Source organism: Pseudomonas sp. XS1P51 (assembly GCF_054897845.1).
Map to the genome: position 1 here is coordinate 6860475 of NZ_CM142707.1, position 14267 is coordinate 6874741.

Sequence of the window (14267 nt, forward strand, 5' to 3'; positions counted from 1 at the left end):
ATAGTGTGGAATTCGGCCAATTGCGGATCTTCCAGGCGGTGGCGGAGGAGGGTTCGATCACCCGTGCTGCCGAACGCTTGCATCGCGTGCCGTCGAACCTGTCGACGCGACTTAAACAACTGGAGGAGCAACTCGGTGTAGAGCTTTTCGTACGCGAGCGTCAGCGTTTGCAGTTGTCGCCGGCGGGAAAAGTCCTTCTGGACTACACCGCCAAGCTGTTCAACCTGCGCGACGAAGCTCAAGCGGCGGTGCAGGGCGGGCAACCGGCAGGTGACTTCGTGCTCGGTACGATGTACAGCACCGCCGCCATTCACCTTCCAGGGCTATTGGCGCGTTATCACCGCAGTTACCCGGCGGTGAACCTGCAAGTACAGTCCGGGCCTAGTGGCGAATTGCTGGAGGGGCTGCTGACCGGTCGGCTTGATGCGGCACTGGTGGATGGTCCGCTGGAACTGGCCGGACTCGATGGCGTGCCGTTGTGCGACGAACGGCTGGTGCTGATCAGCGAGGCCGATCACCCACCGGTACGCAGCGCTCTGGATGTGCAGGGGCGGTCGGTGTTCACCTTTCGGCAGGGCTGTTCCTACCGGATGCGCCTGGAAGCCTGGTTCGCCCACGACCACGCGGCCATGGGCCGGGCGATGGAGATTGAGTCTTATCCGGGAATGCTGGCCTGTGTGATTGCCGGCTCCGGTGTGGCGCTGATGTCGGAGTCGATGCTCGCCAGCCTGCCGGGCCGTGAAAGCGTAGCGGTACACCCGCTGGCCGAGCCGTTTGCCAGTGCGACGACCTGGCTGATGTGGCGCAAAGGCATGGTCGGCGCCAATCTAAATGCGTGGATCGAACAGCAGCAAGCAGTCTATCCATCGGCAGCGATTCCGGCCCAGGCGCTTGCTTGACCTAACGGTCAGGTATTCTGATCAATTCAGTAACAGATCATTGCGAACTTCGGCGAGCATTGCGTAGGACTTCGGACTATTATCAGTGCGAAGGGGCTACAGAATTTCAGCCGCTCGGCACTACCCTGAAGGGGGCACCATGAAAGAGAAAATCCAAAACTGGCTGCATGACCTGGGTGTCGCACTCGGTTTGATCGAACCGCCTCTGCAACCTGTGCCTATTCGCACTGACGACGAACAACGTCGACGCCAGCAGCGCCGCCGGTAACAGTGGCGAGGGAGCTTGCTCCCGCTGGGCCGCGCAGCGGCCCCATTAACGCCATCAAAGTCGGCAAATAGCGCTCGGGTCAAGCTTGCGACTGCTGCGCAGTTCAGCGGGAGCAAGCTCCCTCGCCACAAGTTTTCTGGTATCCACGAGAACGTATTTGGCCGCTGTTCTCAATAGCGCCCGATCCCCATCAAAAACCGGCTCAAGTCATTCGCCGTCCTCGCGGTCTTGAGCATCCGGTCTTCCTCGGCAGTAAACGCTGTCAGACCCAGTTCATCTTCCAGATGGAAGATCAGCTCTTCGATATCCTCTTTATCCAACCCCAACTGCGCCAGGCTGGCGTTGTCGTCAAAGTCGTCCCGACACTCCAGCAAACGGCTGACGAAGTGATGCACGGTGGTACGGACAACGGTTCTTTTCATGATTGCTCTTCAGGGGCGTTATTGTTGTTGTCCCCGGGTCTGAGTACAGCAGGCTTCAGGCATGCGAGCGCTGCCACTCGTCAATCATCGTGCGCAAATGCTCCCCGGAAAAACTCCCGAAATGCCCGCCGTGAACCGTGCGGATCGGCAGCGCGCGCAAGCGTTGCAAACTGCGGGCGTAGTCGCCGAGGTTGGAGTGGTAGGCGTCTTCGATCAGCGGGCCGTCGTAGATGATGTCGCCGCTGAACAGCGTTTCGGTCGCGGCCTCAAACAGGCTGATGCCGCCCGGTGAATGGCCCGGCGTGTGCAGCACTTGCAGGACGCGATTGCCCAGATCCAGCACATCGCCTTCCTCAATCATCCCCGTGGCCGGCGCGGCTTTGATCCGATACTCGGCGTAGCACAACGGGCAATCGGGGTGAGCCTCGAACATCTCGTCACCGACAAATGCCTTGCTCAGCGTGTTCTCGCCATCCGGCGCAGCGAGGATCTGCGCTTCGGCCGGGTGTACCAGGCGTTCGGGGAATTCGTGATGGCCGGCGATGTGATCGAAATGGCAATGGCTGGCCACCGCCACCAGTGGCCGTTCGGTGATCCACGGCAGTTGCTCGCGCAAGCTCACCAGCCCCGAACCGCTGTCCAGCAGCAAGTCTTTATCGCGGCCCTGAATGTGCCAGAGGTTGCAGCGGTAGAAGGGGCGGATCCAGGGCTCGTGAATCAGTCGAATGCCGTCACTGAGCTGCTTCACCTCAAACCACTGATCGCGGCCGACGATTTTCATAAGCAGTTTCCTGCAGGCGAAAAAAACGGGTGTGGCAACCGACGCCACACCCGTCGAAGAAAGCATCAAGTCGTTGTATTGAGCTTAGACGGCGCTTGCCACCGCTGTCGGGCGACGGGACAGCAGGCTGACCAGCACGAAACTCACCAGACCCACGCCGAGGCTGTAATAGATCGGGGTGTTGGCATCCATACCATCCTTGATCATGAACACCAGCGCGGTGACAAAGCCCAGGCCCATGCTGGCGATGGCGCCGGCGGTGGTTGCGCGTTTCCAGAAAATGGCGCCGATCAGCGGGATCAGCATGCCACCCACCAACAGGTTGTAGGCCAGGGTCAGGGCGCTGATCACGTCGTTGACGACCAGTGCGATACCGAGCACGACGATGCCGGTGAGCAGGGTGAACAGGCGGTTGATGCCCAGGCTCGATTCTTTACCGCCGCGCAGTTTCGGCAGCAGGTCTTCGGTCAGGGTGGTGGAGGCGGCGAGCAGACCGGCGCTGGCGGTGGACATCATGGCGGCCAGAGCAGCAGCGATCACCAGGCCGCGAATGCCGTCCGGCAAGGACAGTTTGACGATGGCGGCGAACGCGTTGTTGACGTTGTCCAGATTCGGAATCAGCACGTGAGCCGCCATGCCGATCAGGGCGCAGGCCAGGCCGTAGAGGATGCAGTAGAGACCGGCGAACGTACCGGCGTACTGGGCGACTTTGGCGGACTTGACGGTAAACACGCGCTGCCAGATGTCCTGGCCGATCAGGATCCCGAAGAAGTAGATCATGAAGTAGGTGATGATGGTGTCCCAGCCGATGGTGGTGAAGCTGAACGCGGCTTCCGGCAGTTTCAACACCAACTCATCCCAACCGCCGACGCGGTACAGGCAGATCGGCAACAGGATGAACATCAGGCCGACGGTCTTGATCACGAACTGGACGATGTCGGTCAGGGTCAGGGACCACATGCCGCCGATAGCCGAGTAGACCACCACCACGCCACCGCCGAGCAGTACCGAGATCCAGAACGGCAGACCGAACAACACTTGCAGCACGGTGCCGATGGCGAGGATCGAGGTCACGCCGATCATCAGCGCGTACGCCAGCATGATTGCCGCGCTCGCGGAGCGGGCCATCGGGTTGTAGCGTTTTTCCAGGACCTGGGTGACGGTGTAGATTTTCAGCTTCAACAGCGGTTTGGCGAGGAACAGGTTCAACGCCACGATCCCGCAGCCCAGTGCGGCGCAGAGCCAGAAACCGGAGATGCCATGAACGTAGCCCAGGCGCACAGTGCCGACGGTGGAAGCGCCGCCCAGAACGGTGGCGGCCATGGTGCCCATGTACAGGGTCGGGCCGAGGTTACGACCGGCGACCAAGTAGTCTTCGTTGGTCTTGGCCTTGCGCATGCCGAAGTAGCCGAGTACCAGCATCGCGGCGGCGTATATGAGAACGACGAATAAATCCAAAGCCATGATGGCGTGTCTCCGATTGTCTTTTTTATGGTGAAACAAAGGCGTTTCTGTGGGGCTGCTCTCTGTGGGAGCGAGCCTGCTCGCGAAAGCGGTCTGTCAGCCACATCAATGTTGGATGTGCCGCCGTCATCGCCGGCAAGCCGGTCTCGCTCCCATAAGTGAAATGTTGTCAGGCCGGCTGACGCAGTTCAGGTTTTGCCGTGATGCTTGTGCCCTTGCTACGTGAATCGTTTGGACCGAACACGGTTGCCGATTCCGGGAACAGACTCAGCAGCACCAGATACACCAGCGAGGCCAGGCCCAGGGTGACCGGCAGGCTGATGTCGATACCGCCGGCCAGATCGCCCAGCACGCCGACAAACTGTCCCGGCAGGTTCACAAAGCACAAACCGACCAGCGCACTCGGGATCCAGGCCCCCAGTCCACGCCAGTTCCAGCCATGGGTGAACCAGTACCGACCACCTTTCTCGCCACGGGTGAACACTTGCAGGTCATCCGGGCAGTAGAAGCCGCGACGCACCAGCAGACCGATGATCATGATCACCATCCACGGGGTGGTGCAGGTGATGATCAGCACGGCGAAGGTCGACACGCTCTGCACCAGGTTCGCCGCAAAGCGTCCGATGAAGATGAAGGCAATCGACATCACGCCGATCAGCAGCGTTGCCTTGACCCGCGACAGCACCCGAGGGAACACGCTGGACATGTCCAGCCCGGTGCCATAGAGCGAGGTGGTGCCAGTGGACATGCCGCCGATCACCGCGATCAGGCACACCGGCAGGAAGAACCAGCTCGGCGAGACCGCCAGCAGACCGCCGACATAGTTGTTGGCCGCGATGTAGTCCGGCGCCTTGATTGCCACGATGGTGGCGGTGGCGAGGCCGAACAGGAACGGGATCAGCGTGGCGAGTTGCGCAGCAATCACCGCCAGCATGATGCGACCCTTGGGGGTTTCACGCGGGATGTAGCGCGACCAGTCGCCGAGGAACGCGCCGAAGGAAATCGGGTTGCTCATGGCGACCAGCGCGGCACCGATGAAGGCGGCCCAGAAACCGGCCTGACCCAGGGCGACGGTGCCGGCGAACTGGCTGTCGAAGGTCGGGGCGAACGCGAAGATGCCGAGCAGGAACAGCAGGCTGGCGGCCCACACCGCGATGCGATTGACCCACAGCATGAAACGGAAGCCGTAGATGCACACGGTCAGCACCAGGATCGCGAACAGACCGTAGGCCAGGCCCAGGGTCAGGTCGGTTTCCGGAATGCCGATCAGGCGTTTGGCGCCACCGATCAGCGCATCACCCGAACTCCATACCGAGAGCGAGAAGAAGGCAATGGCGGTCAACAGCGACAGGAACGAACCGACGATCCGTCCGTGTACGCCGAAGTGGGCACCGGAGGACACCGCGTTATTGGTGCCATTGATCGGTCCGAACAGGCCCATCGGCGCAAGGATCAGCGCCCCGAGCACCACGCCCAGCACAATCGCCCACACGCCCGCCTGGAAGGACAGGCCGAACAGCACCGGAAAACTGCCGAGCACCGCGGTGGCAAAGGTGTTGGCGCCGCCGAAGATCAGGCGAAACAGGTCGCTGGGTCCGGCGTCGCGCTCATGATCCGGGATCTGTTCGACCCCGTTGGTTTCGATGCGGCTAAGGCTTTTTTCTTTGTTGTTGTTATTCATGATCTGCTCCGATCATAGAGGCGCGCTCATCGTGTGTGAGCGTCACCTGTTTGGCTAAGGGGGTGGCAGCCCTTCCGGCATGGCGGACAAGTGTTCGTGGCAGGCCAGCCATAGGCCTTGTTGTTCTTGGCCAGACGCTTGTTTCTTGAAAACAATCGTCTCGCGCTCCTGGCTGAAGTGTTGCTCCCCTTGCATGCGCAGCTCGGTGGCCACGTCATGGATGAAAATCGCCACGTCACCCTGCAGGCTGACGAAGGCGTTGCTTGAGGTGCACGAAAGCACCTCGAAGCCATCCTCCGAGCGCCAGGTGTCCCACAGCGCCTGATAGGCATCGCGCGACAGCAGGGGCTGCTCGAGGGTGTAGAACACGAAGCTGGCGTCAACGCTGAACGCGCCGAAGTAGGCTTCGCGATCGTTACGGGCAAAGGCCGACACCAGATCGGCGGCGGCCTTGAGTACCTGATCACATTCGGTCATGACCAGCCCTCAGCGGTGGACCACGCCAGGCAGTACGCAGAGCATTTCGTACAGCAGGTTGGCGCCCAGTAGCGAGGTGTTGCCGGTGGTATCGTACGCCGGCGAGACTTCTACCAGATCGCAACCGACCAGGTCGAGTCCTTGGCAGCCGCGAATGATTTCAATCGCCTGAATGGTCGTCAGACCACCGATTTCCGGGGTGCCAGTACCTGGCGCCCAGGCCGGGTCGATGCCGTCGATATCGAAACTCAGGTACACCGGACCGCCGCCGACTTTCTCGCGAACTTCGGCCATCAAAGGGGCCAGGGATTTGTGCCAGCATTCTTCGGCCTGAACCACACGGAAGCCCTGGTTGCGGCTCCAGTTGAAGTCATCGGCGGTGTAGCCCTGAGCGCGCAGGCCAATTTGCACCACGCGGTCGCAATCCAGAAGGCCTTCTTCGACGGCGCGACGGAAGGTGGTGCCGTGGGCGATTTTCTCGCCGAACATGTGATCGTTCACATCGGCGTGAGCGTCGATGTGCACCAGGCCGACCTTGCCGTGCTTTTTATGGATGGCACGCAGGATCGGCAGGGTGATGGTGTGGTCGCCGCCGAGGGTCAGGGGGATCACATCGTGTTCGAGGATATTGTCGTAGGCCTCTTCGATGATCCGTACGGCGTCCAGCAGGTTGAAGGTGTTGATCGCCACGTCACCGATGTCGGCAACCGACAGCGAGTCGAAGGGCGCAGCGCCGGTGGCCATGTTGTACGGGCGGATCATGACCGATTCAGCGCGGATTTCACGAGGTCCGAAGCGGGTGCCGGGGCGCAGGGAAGTGCCGATGTCCAGCGGGATGCCGATGAAGGCAGCGTCCAGGCCGGCAGCCGTTGGCAAATGGGGGAGTCGCAGCATGGTAGCGATGCCGCCGAAGCGCGGCATTTCATTGCCGCCCAGTGGTTGGTGAAGAATCTTGTCCACGGGTAGGGCCTCATCGTCGTTGTTTTATTTATGCAGGTAAGCCGGTCGGGGAAGACGCAGGCACCGCTGTGGGCCGATTCTGCGAAATGTAGTGGCGGGGAAGAATCGCTACGGGCAAATACTTAGTTCAGATTTTTCTAAACTAATGGATGTGGCGGAGATAGACTTGAAGCCCATGCCCGAAGGCCCTGATGTCTGTCAGCCAAGGTATGGAACGCCGCAACCCATGTGGGAGCGAGCTTGCTCGCGATAGCGGTGGGTCAGTCAACATCAATGTTGCTGTCAGGCCCTCATCGCGAGCAAGCCCGCTCCCACAGTAATCTGTGCTTCTCAAAAGTATTGTGCGTTTCGTTGCATTTGGAGTGTCTGATGGCCAACGCTTTACCCGACCTGAAACTGTTGCGCATCTTCGTCAGCGTGGTTCGTCATCAGGGATTCGCCAACGCCCAGCAAGAGCTCAACCTCTCGACGTCGGCCATCAGCACTTACATGAGCCAGCTCGAAGCCGCCCTGGGCCTGGTGCTCTGCCATCGTGGTCGGGGCGGTTTCAGCCTGACCAGCAAGGGCGAGTTGTTCCATCAGGAAACCCTGCGCCTGCTCGGCGAACTCGAAGGCTTCGAGCAGTACGCTGCAGCGCTCAAGGGTGAGTTGCGCGGCACGCTGAACCTGGGGGTGATCGACTCCACCGTCAGCGACAAGGCCTTGCCGTTTGCCGAGGCCATCGGCGCCTACAGCCAGGAGCACCCGGCCGTGCATTTGCATTTGTCGGTCATGAGTCCCTACGAGCTGCAACTCGGCGTACAGGACAACCGCCTCGACCTGGCCATTGGTGCCTTCTCCACGCGCATGAGCGGGCTGGTCTACATGCCGCTGTACCGCGAGCAGCACTGGCTATATTGCAGCAGCCGTCATCCGCTGTTCACCGAACGGCGCATCCCCGAGCAAGTCATCACCCAGCAGCGTATGGTCGGACGCGGTTACTGGAGCCAGGCGGAACTGGCCCGGCACGGCTTCAAGCACAGCGCCGCGACCGTGGAAAGTATGGAAGCCCAGCTGATTCTGGTGCTGTCGGGCGCCTACATCGGTTACCTGCCGGAGCATTACGCCCAGGCCTGGGCCGACAAGGGCGACTTGCGTGTGCTGCTGCCGGCGACCTTTGGTTATCAGGCGCCGTTTTCGATGATCGTGCGCCGTGGTCGCAGCCGCGAACCGCTGATCCAGACCTTTCGCGATTTGCTCAAAGCACAACTGAATCAGGCTTGAGACGATGTCCAGAATCCAATGCCCGCGCTGCCTGCGCCCACACACTCACTGCCTGTGTCCGTTGATCCCGAGCCTCGACAGCCGCACCCGGGTATTGCTCCTGCAACACCCGAGCGAAGTGAACCATGCGCTTAACACCGCGCGTCTGGCGGCGTTGGGGTTGAAGAATGCCGAGCTAATCGTGGGCGAAGTGTTCGAGGAGTTGCCGGCGCTGTTGAATCAGCCGGGGTATCGGGCACGATTGTTGTTTCCTGTCGATGATGCTCAGCCGTTGCAGGCATACACCGAAACCGATGAACCGTTATTGCTGGTCGTCCCGGACGGCACCTGGCGCAAGGCACGCAAGATGCTGCACCTCAATCCGTTATTGGCGGCGTTGCCGAGGGTGACGCTGGCGGCGGGCGCGGTGTCGCGTTATCGACTGCGTAAAGCGCCGGGGCCGGGGGCGTTGTCGACGGTGGAGGCGATTGTTCAGGCGTTGCAAGCCCTCGAAGCGCCCGTCAGTTTTGAGCCGTTGCTGAAGCCGTTCGAAGCGTTGATCGAGGGGCAGATTGCGGCGATGGGGGAAGAGGTTTTTCTGCGCAATCACGGGCCGAAATGATCGTTGCCTGATCAACCGCTATCGCGAGCAGGCTCGCTCCCACATTTGACCGGGTTCTTCCAGAAGAAATGCGATCGACTGTGGGAGCGAGCCTGCTCGCGATAGCGGTAGAAAAATCACAGAGAATCCTGACCGGAATTACCGTTCACGCATCGCCTCAGTCCTGGCTTTCAGCACTGGTTTAAGCAAGTAATCCAGCACACTTTTCTCCCCGGTAATGATGTCCACGGTGGCAACCATCCCCGGAATAATCAGCAACGGCTTCACATCCCCGCCCAAGTGATTCTTGTCGGTCCGCACCTGAATCAGATAAAAGCTGTTGCCCTTGTCATCTGTGGTCGTATCCGCCCCGATCAGCTCAAGCTTGGCACTCAACCCGCCATAAATCGTGTAGTCGTACGCACTGAACTTGACCATGGCTTTTTGGCCCGGATGCAGGAACGCCACGTCCTGTGGCCGGACCTTGGCTTCGATCAGCAGGTTGTCTTCAATGGGCACGATTTCCACCATGTCGCTGCCCGGCTGAACCACGCCGCCGATGGTGTTGACCTTCAGCACTTTGATAATCCCGTGCACCGGCGACACCACGGTGGTGCGGGTCACGCGGTCGTCGATGGCGATGCTCGATGCCGTGATTTTCGACAGGTCGGTGCGTTTCTCATTCAGCTCTTTCGCTGCGTCCGAACGGAAGGATTGTTCCGACTCATCGATCTTGCTTTTGATCTCGTTGATCGCCGATTCGGCACGGGGAATCGCCAGCGTGGTGGCGTTCAGCGAGCCGCGAATCTCCACCGCACTGCGCTTGAGACGCAGGATTTCCACCGGCGAAACCGCCCCGGTGCCCACCAGCGGCGCCGACATGTTCATCTCTTGTTGCAGCAGCGCCAGGCTGGAACTGTATTGCCCCTGCTTGGAGCGGAACTCCGCCAGTTCCTGGGTTTTTTGCCGAAGTTGTTCAGTCAGCGTGCGCTGTTCGCTGGCCAGTCGACGTTGCCGTTGTTCGTACAGCGAACGTTCGTCTTCGGCCACTTGCGGCGCCTTGGCGATCACTTCCGGCGACAGCTTGAAGGGGCGCCCCTCGGCCTCGGCGGACAGGCGTTCGACCTGCGCGGTCAAGGCATAACGATCCGCTTCACTCTCACCCTTGTTCGACAGGAACCGTGTGTCGTCCAGGCGCAGCAACGTATCGCCCTTGTTCACCATTTGCCCTTCACGCACGAAAATCTCAGTGACAATGCCGCCCTCCAGGTTTTGGATCACCTGGACCTTGCTCGACGGAATCGCCTTGCCTTCGCCCATGGTGACTTCCTGCAGCACGGCGAATTTGGCCCAGACCACCGCGGTGATAATCAACGCGGCGGCCAGCCACACGGTGATCCGCGACCAGCGCGGTGAGTCCTGCAACGAGGCACCGGCGGTTTCCGGCATGAACTCGCTTTCCGCACTTTTGCTGAAGCTGTCGAAGTAGCCGCGTGAACCTTGTGACGAAGACATGGGCGGACTCCTAGACGGCCGCAGAGCCGACGCGGCCCTTGCGCAATGCATCGATGACCGCTTCTTTCGGACCGTCGGCAACGATCCGCCCGTTATCCAGCACCACCAGACGATCCACCAGGCTGAGCATCGAGGTGCGGTGGGTGACCAGCAGCAGCGTTTTGCCCTGGACCCAACCGTGGAGTTTTTGTCGCAGAACGTCTTCGCTGCTGTTGTCCATGGCGCTGGTGGGTTCGTCGAGCAGCATGATCGGCGGGTCGAGCAACAACGCCCGTGCCAGCAAAACCGCCTGACGTTGTCCGCCCGACAGCAGTTGCCCGCGTTCACCCACCGGCCGGTCAAAACCTTGTGGATGCTGGCGAGCCAGTTCGGTGACGCCGGTGAGTTCGGCCACTTCAAGCATCCGCGAATCGCTGATGTAGCGCGCGCCGAGGGTCAGGTTGTCGCGCAGGCTGCCGGCCAGCAGCGGCAGGTCATGGGCGACGTAACCGATCTGCTGGCGCAGGTCGGCGACGTCCAGTTGCCGCAGGTCCAGGCCATCGAGCAGGAGCTGGCCTTCTTCCGGTTCATAAAAGCCCATCACCAGTCGCGCCAGGGTGCTTTTACCCGAGCCACTGCGGCCGATGATGCCAATCCGTTCGCCGGGTTTCACACTGAAACTGACATTGGCCAGGGCCGGAGCACTTTGGCCGTTGTAGTGGAAGGTCACACCGATGACATCCAGCGCACCTTGCAGCTGTGTGCGCTCAAGCGGCCGCTGCTTGGCGTCGCGTTCCTGTGGCAGGCCCATCAGCGCATCGGTGCTTTTCATGGTCAGTTGCGCTTGCTGATAGCGCGTGATCAAACCGGCGATCTGCCCCAGCGGCGCGAGCACGCGACTGCCGAGCATGTAGGTCGCCACCAGCGCACCGACGCTGAGGTTGCCGGCGATGATGCTGTAGACCCCTGCGATGATGGTCGCCATGCCGGAGAACTGCTGGATGAACAACGTGCCGTTGGTGGCCAGCGACGAGAGGTTGCGCGCGTGGCTGTCGAGGCGGGTGAGGGCGCCGTGGGTGCTTTCCCATTTGTGCTGGCGTTCGCTCTCGGCGCTGCAAGCCTTGAGGGTTTCCAGGCCGCCGAGGGTTTCGATCAACAACGCTTGGCGTTCGGCGCCGAGGGTCAGGCTTTTTTGCACGGTGTCGCGCAGGCGGGCCTGAATCACCATGGCGAAGATGATCGTGATCGGAAACGCAAACAATGGAATCACCACCAGCCAGCCGCCGAGCAGGCCGATCACCACCAGCATCAGCACGGCAAAGGGCAGGTCGATCAGGCTGGTCAGGGTCACGGCGGTGAGGAATTCGCGCAGGCCCTGAAAGTCATGAATGCTTTGGGCGAAACCACCGATGGTCGCGGGTCGGGCTTTCATCGACATGCCGGTGATGCGTTCGAACAAGGTGGCCGACAGGATCACATCGGTTTTCTTCCCGGCGGTGTCCAGCAAGTGCGCGCGAACCACCCGCAGCACCAGCTCGAAACCGGTGCCGATCAGCAAACCGATGGACAGCACCCACAACGTCGACGTGGCCTGGTTCGGCACCACCCGGTCGTAGGTCTGCATCACGAACAGCGGCACCATCAGCCCCAGCAGGTTGATCAGAAAACTTGCCAGGATGGCATCGCTGTACAGCCACTTCGACAACTTCAGCGTGTCGCGAAACCAGGCTTCGACGCGTGGCACCAGGGGCGAGCGCAAGTCTTCGAGTTCATGGCGCGGCCGGGCGAACAGGGCCTGGCCGCTGTAATTTTCCGCCAGCTCTTCACGGCTGACCCATTGTTCACCGCCGTCGGCTTCGCTCGGCAGAATCAGTGCACGCCCGTCCTCACCCCAGCGTCGCAGAATCGCGGTGCGGCCGTTGTTGAGGATCAGCATCACGGGCAGGTTGAGGGGCGAGATGTCCGCCAGCTCACGGCGCAGCAAGCGCGCCTGCAAACTGGCCCGGGCCGCTGCGCGGGGCAGCAGGTCCAGGCTCAAGCGTTGGTGTGCCATTGGCAGCCCGGCACTCAGGCTGGCGCGACTGACCGTCGCGCCATGAAGTTTGCAGAGGATCAACAGACCGTCCAGAAGCGGGTCATCGAAGCTCAGCCGCGGATCGACACCGGTGTTGCCGGGTTCCATGCTGGTCAATTTGATCGCTCCCGTTGAACTACGGTATTTGGCATAGATATCTATACGTCTCCCTGTAGGAGCTGCCGAAGGCTGCGATCTTTTGATCCTGGCTTTGTGGCGGCGATGACGCCGCCAAACATCAAAAGATCGCAGCCTTCGGCAGCTCCTACTGGATTACCTCAGTTCCGGCAGACGGGCTTCGTTTTTCACTTCGGTCTGGGCGATCGCGTCGGCGGGCAGGACCACTCGTTGTTTGCTCAACAACTCGCCCATGTTCGCCAACACGCGGTACATCGAAAACTCTTCGACGTAGCGCACTTCGGTGTAGCGACGGTTGGCGTTGTAGAGCTCGTTTTCACTGTCCAGAACGTCAAGCAGGGTCCGTTGGCCGAGGCCGAACTGGTCCTGGTAGGCGGCACGCACGCGGGTGGTGGTTTCGGCGTACTCGCGGGCGGTCGGGGTTTGTTTCCTGGCGTTGACCATGGCGTTCCAGGCCAGGTGAATGTTCTCGTTGAGCTGGCGCAGGGCGTTGTTGCGGATGTCCATGGCCTGGTTGATCTGGTGCGCATTGGACGCCAGGCGCGCCTTGTCGCTGCCGCCACGGAACAGGTTGTAGTTCATCACGATACCGACGCGCCATTCGTTGTCGTGGCCTTCTTCACCCTGCACGTTGTTGTTGGCACCCACCGCAGCTTCAGCATCGAAGCGCGGGTAGAACGGCGACTTGGCGACTTCGTACTGGCTTTCGGCCGATTGCACGTCGGCCTGGGCGGATTTCAGATACGGGTTGTTGTTCACCATGCTCTGTTGGGCGTCCCGCAGCGTGGCGGGCAATTCGCCGCGAATCGACGGCAGCGTTTCCAGTTCATCGGGCATGCGCCCCACGACGGCGAAGAAATTCGATTCGGCATCGGCCAGATCGACTTCAGCAGTATCGAGGTTGTTTTCCGCAAGAGCCCGACGCGCCACGGATTGATCGGCGTCGGCGTTGCTGCCGATACCGCGCTGGGTGCGCAGGCCGATCTGGTCGTTGACGCGCAGGTGGGCTTGCAGGTTGTTCTTGGCCAGGGTCACCAGTTCGCGGCGCTTGAGCACTTCGAGGTAGACCTCGATGGTGCGCAGGGCCAGGTCCTGCGCGGTGCCTTGAGCGAAATAGGCTCGGGAGTTGACCACGCCTTTGGTGCGCTGGACTTCATTGGCGGTGTTGAACCCGTCGAAGAGCATCTGCCGCAGACGCAGTTCCGATTGGGTGTAGGTGAGGATTTCGGTGTGGTGATTGCCGAATGCCCGGGTGTTGGTGTTGTCGCTGTACCCGCGCCCGTAGGCGGCATTCAGATCAACCGATGGATAAAAGCCCCCTTTGGCGACTTTCACGTCTTCATCAGCCGACAGACGGCTATCCACGCGCGACGCCAGCTCCGGGTGGGTCGCAATAGTGCTCTGGATCGCCTCGGTCAGTGACATGGCTTGAGCCTGAGAGGTGCAGGCCATGGCCAGTAGAATCGCGCTGCAAAGGGGGGTCAATAGGCGCATGGGTGCATCTCCCTGAAGTCCTGATGGTGCTTATCAGTCGCCAAATATTTGACGACATTTATAGGTAAAACCGTTTCATGCTTGTAACAACAGAGCTAAGAACATTCTGAGAAGAACCTAAGAAGTTTTTCTCATAAGTTTTATGCCAAAAAAAACTTATGCACTCTGAAAAATCCAGCACATTGTTCAATTCGAAAGCCCTTGATTTATGGGCCTTAGGGCGCTCGCAAGGGTCAGCAAAAAAGTTCCATCCACTTATCGACATAGGGCGT

Annotated in this window: 13 protein-coding genes; 4 read left to right on the plus strand and 9 right to left on the minus strand. The window is 60.6% G+C overall.

The window, feature by feature from the left end; translation table 11 throughout:
- The first annotated feature begins 5 nt into the window (after window positions 1–5).
- Window positions 6–899 carry a putrescine utilization regulator PtrR gene (ptrR, locus tag ACYZUD_RS31720; RefSeq protein ID WP_462021730.1) on the plus strand — a complete coding sequence of 298 codons (894 nt, stop codon included), beginning with the start codon at window positions 6–8 and terminating at the stop codon, window positions 897–899.
- 139 nt (window positions 900–1038) lie between these two features.
- Entirely contained in the window at window positions 1039–1167 is a 129-nt protein-coding gene (locus ACYZUD_RS31725; RefSeq protein ID WP_007914492.1) for a PA1414 family protein, read from the plus strand.
- A gap of 170 nt (window positions 1168–1337) precedes the next feature.
- Here ACYZUD_RS31725 and ACYZUD_RS31730 read toward each other — a convergent pair whose 3' ends face one another.
- The 6 genes from ACYZUD_RS31730 to speB all read right to left on the minus strand — a co-directional run bounded on the left by ACYZUD_RS31730 (window position 1338) and on the right by speB (window position 6952).
- Window positions 1338–1589 carry an acyl carrier protein gene (locus ACYZUD_RS31730; RefSeq protein WP_462021731.1) on the minus strand — a complete coding sequence of 84 codons (252 nt, stop codon included), beginning with the start codon at window positions 1587–1589 and terminating at the stop codon, window positions 1338–1340.
- 55 nt (window positions 1590–1644) lie between these two features.
- Window positions 1645–2370 carry an MBL fold metallo-hydrolase gene (locus ACYZUD_RS31735; protein ID WP_462021732.1) on the minus strand — a complete coding sequence of 242 codons (726 nt, stop codon included), beginning with the start codon at window positions 2368–2370 and terminating at the stop codon, window positions 1645–1647.
- 84 nt (window positions 2371–2454) lie between these two features.
- Window positions 2455–3834 (minus strand): sodium:solute symporter family protein, encoded by a 1380-nt coding sequence (locus tag ACYZUD_RS31740; RefSeq protein ID WP_462021733.1) that lies wholly within the window; start codon window positions 3832–3834, stop codon window positions 2455–2457.
- A gap of 169 nt (window positions 3835–4003) precedes the next feature.
- Complete coding sequence (locus ACYZUD_RS31745; protein ID WP_462021734.1) at window positions 4004–5515, minus strand: purine-cytosine permease family protein; 1512 nt, start codon at window positions 5513–5515, stop codon at window positions 4004–4006.
- A gap of 54 nt (window positions 5516–5569) precedes the next feature.
- Window positions 5570–5992 (minus strand): YybH family protein, encoded by a 423-nt coding sequence (locus ACYZUD_RS31750; protein ID WP_462021735.1) that lies wholly within the window; start codon window positions 5990–5992, stop codon window positions 5570–5572.
- A gap of 9 nt (window positions 5993–6001) precedes the next feature.
- The gene (gene speB / locus ACYZUD_RS31755) at window positions 6002–6952 is read right to left on the minus strand and encodes an agmatinase (protein ID WP_462021736.1); all 951 of its coding nucleotides are present in this window, start codon (window positions 6950–6952) and stop codon (window positions 6002–6004) included.
- A 369-nt stretch (window positions 6953–7321) separates the two neighbouring features.
- On the opposite strand from speB, the gene ACYZUD_RS31760 reads away from it, so the two are divergent.
- Together ACYZUD_RS31760 and ACYZUD_RS31765 are read left to right on the plus strand one after the other, a co-directional pair.
- Window positions 7322–8215, plus strand: a complete 894-nt coding sequence (locus ACYZUD_RS31760) for a LysR family transcriptional regulator (RefSeq protein WP_007945995.1) — start codon at window positions 7322–7324, stop codon at window positions 8213–8215.
- Window positions 8216–8219: 4 nt separating this feature from the next.
- A complete protein-coding gene (locus ACYZUD_RS31765) occupies window positions 8220–8816 on the plus strand; it encodes a tRNA-uridine aminocarboxypropyltransferase (RefSeq protein ID WP_462021737.1) in 597 nt (198 codons plus the stop codon).
- 138 nt (window positions 8817–8954) lie between these two features.
- Here the strand turns inward: ACYZUD_RS31765 and ACYZUD_RS31770 are convergent, their stop codons facing one another.
- From ACYZUD_RS31770 to ACYZUD_RS31780, 3 genes are all read right to left on the minus strand, one after another.
- A complete protein-coding gene (locus ACYZUD_RS31770; protein ID WP_462021738.1) occupies window positions 8955–10310 on the minus strand; it encodes an HlyD family type I secretion periplasmic adaptor subunit in 1356 nt (451 codons plus the stop codon).
- A 10-nt stretch (window positions 10311–10320) separates the two neighbouring features.
- The gene (locus ACYZUD_RS31775; RefSeq protein ID WP_462021739.1) at window positions 10321–12480 is read right to left on the minus strand and encodes a type I secretion system permease/ATPase; all 2160 of its coding nucleotides are present in this window, start codon (window positions 12478–12480) and stop codon (window positions 10321–10323) included.
- Between the two features lie 156 nt (window positions 12481–12636).
- Entirely contained in the window at window positions 12637–13995 is a 1359-nt protein-coding gene (locus ACYZUD_RS31780) for a TolC family outer membrane protein (protein WP_462021740.1), read from the minus strand.
- Between the last annotated feature and the right edge of the window lie 272 nt (window positions 13996–14267).

Excerpts from the sequence above, each read along its gene's own strand:
- ACYZUD_RS31765 (WP_462021737.1), top strand. The coding sequence starts at position 8,220 with ATGTCCAGAATCCAATGCCCGCGCTGCCTGCGCCCACACACTCACTGC.
- ACYZUD_RS31735 (WP_462021732.1), bottom strand. The coding sequence starts at position 2,370 with ATGAAAATCGTCGGCCGCGATCAGTGGTTTGAGGTGAAGCAGCTCAGT.
- ACYZUD_RS31760 (WP_007945995.1), top strand. The coding sequence starts at position 7,322 with ATGGCCAACGCTTTACCCGACCTGAAACTGTTGCGCATCTTCGTCAGC.
- ACYZUD_RS31730 (WP_462021731.1), bottom strand. The coding sequence starts at position 1,589 with ATGAAAAGAACCGTTGTCCGTACCACCGTGCATCACTTCGTCAGCCGT.
- ACYZUD_RS31750 (WP_462021735.1), bottom strand. The coding sequence starts at position 5,992 with ATGACCGAATGTGATCAGGTACTCAAGGCCGCCGCCGATCTGGTGTCG.
- ACYZUD_RS31745 (WP_462021734.1), bottom strand. The coding sequence starts at position 5,515 with ATGAATAACAACAACAAAGAAAAAAGCCTTAGCCGCATCGAAACCAAC.
- ACYZUD_RS31740 (WP_462021733.1), bottom strand. The coding sequence starts at position 3,834 with ATGGCTTTGGATTTATTCGTCGTTCTCATATACGCCGCCGCGATGCTG.
- ACYZUD_RS31770 (WP_462021738.1), bottom strand. The coding sequence starts at position 10,310 with ATGTCTTCGTCACAAGGTTCACGCGGCTACTTCGACAGCTTCAGCAAA.
- ACYZUD_RS31725 (WP_007914492.1), top strand. The coding sequence starts at position 1,039 with ATGAAAGAGAAAATCCAAAACTGGCTGCATGACCTGGGTGTCGCACTC.
- ACYZUD_RS31780 (WP_462021740.1), bottom strand. The coding sequence starts at position 13,995 with ATGCGCCTATTGACCCCCCTTTGCAGCGCGATTCTACTGGCCATGGCC.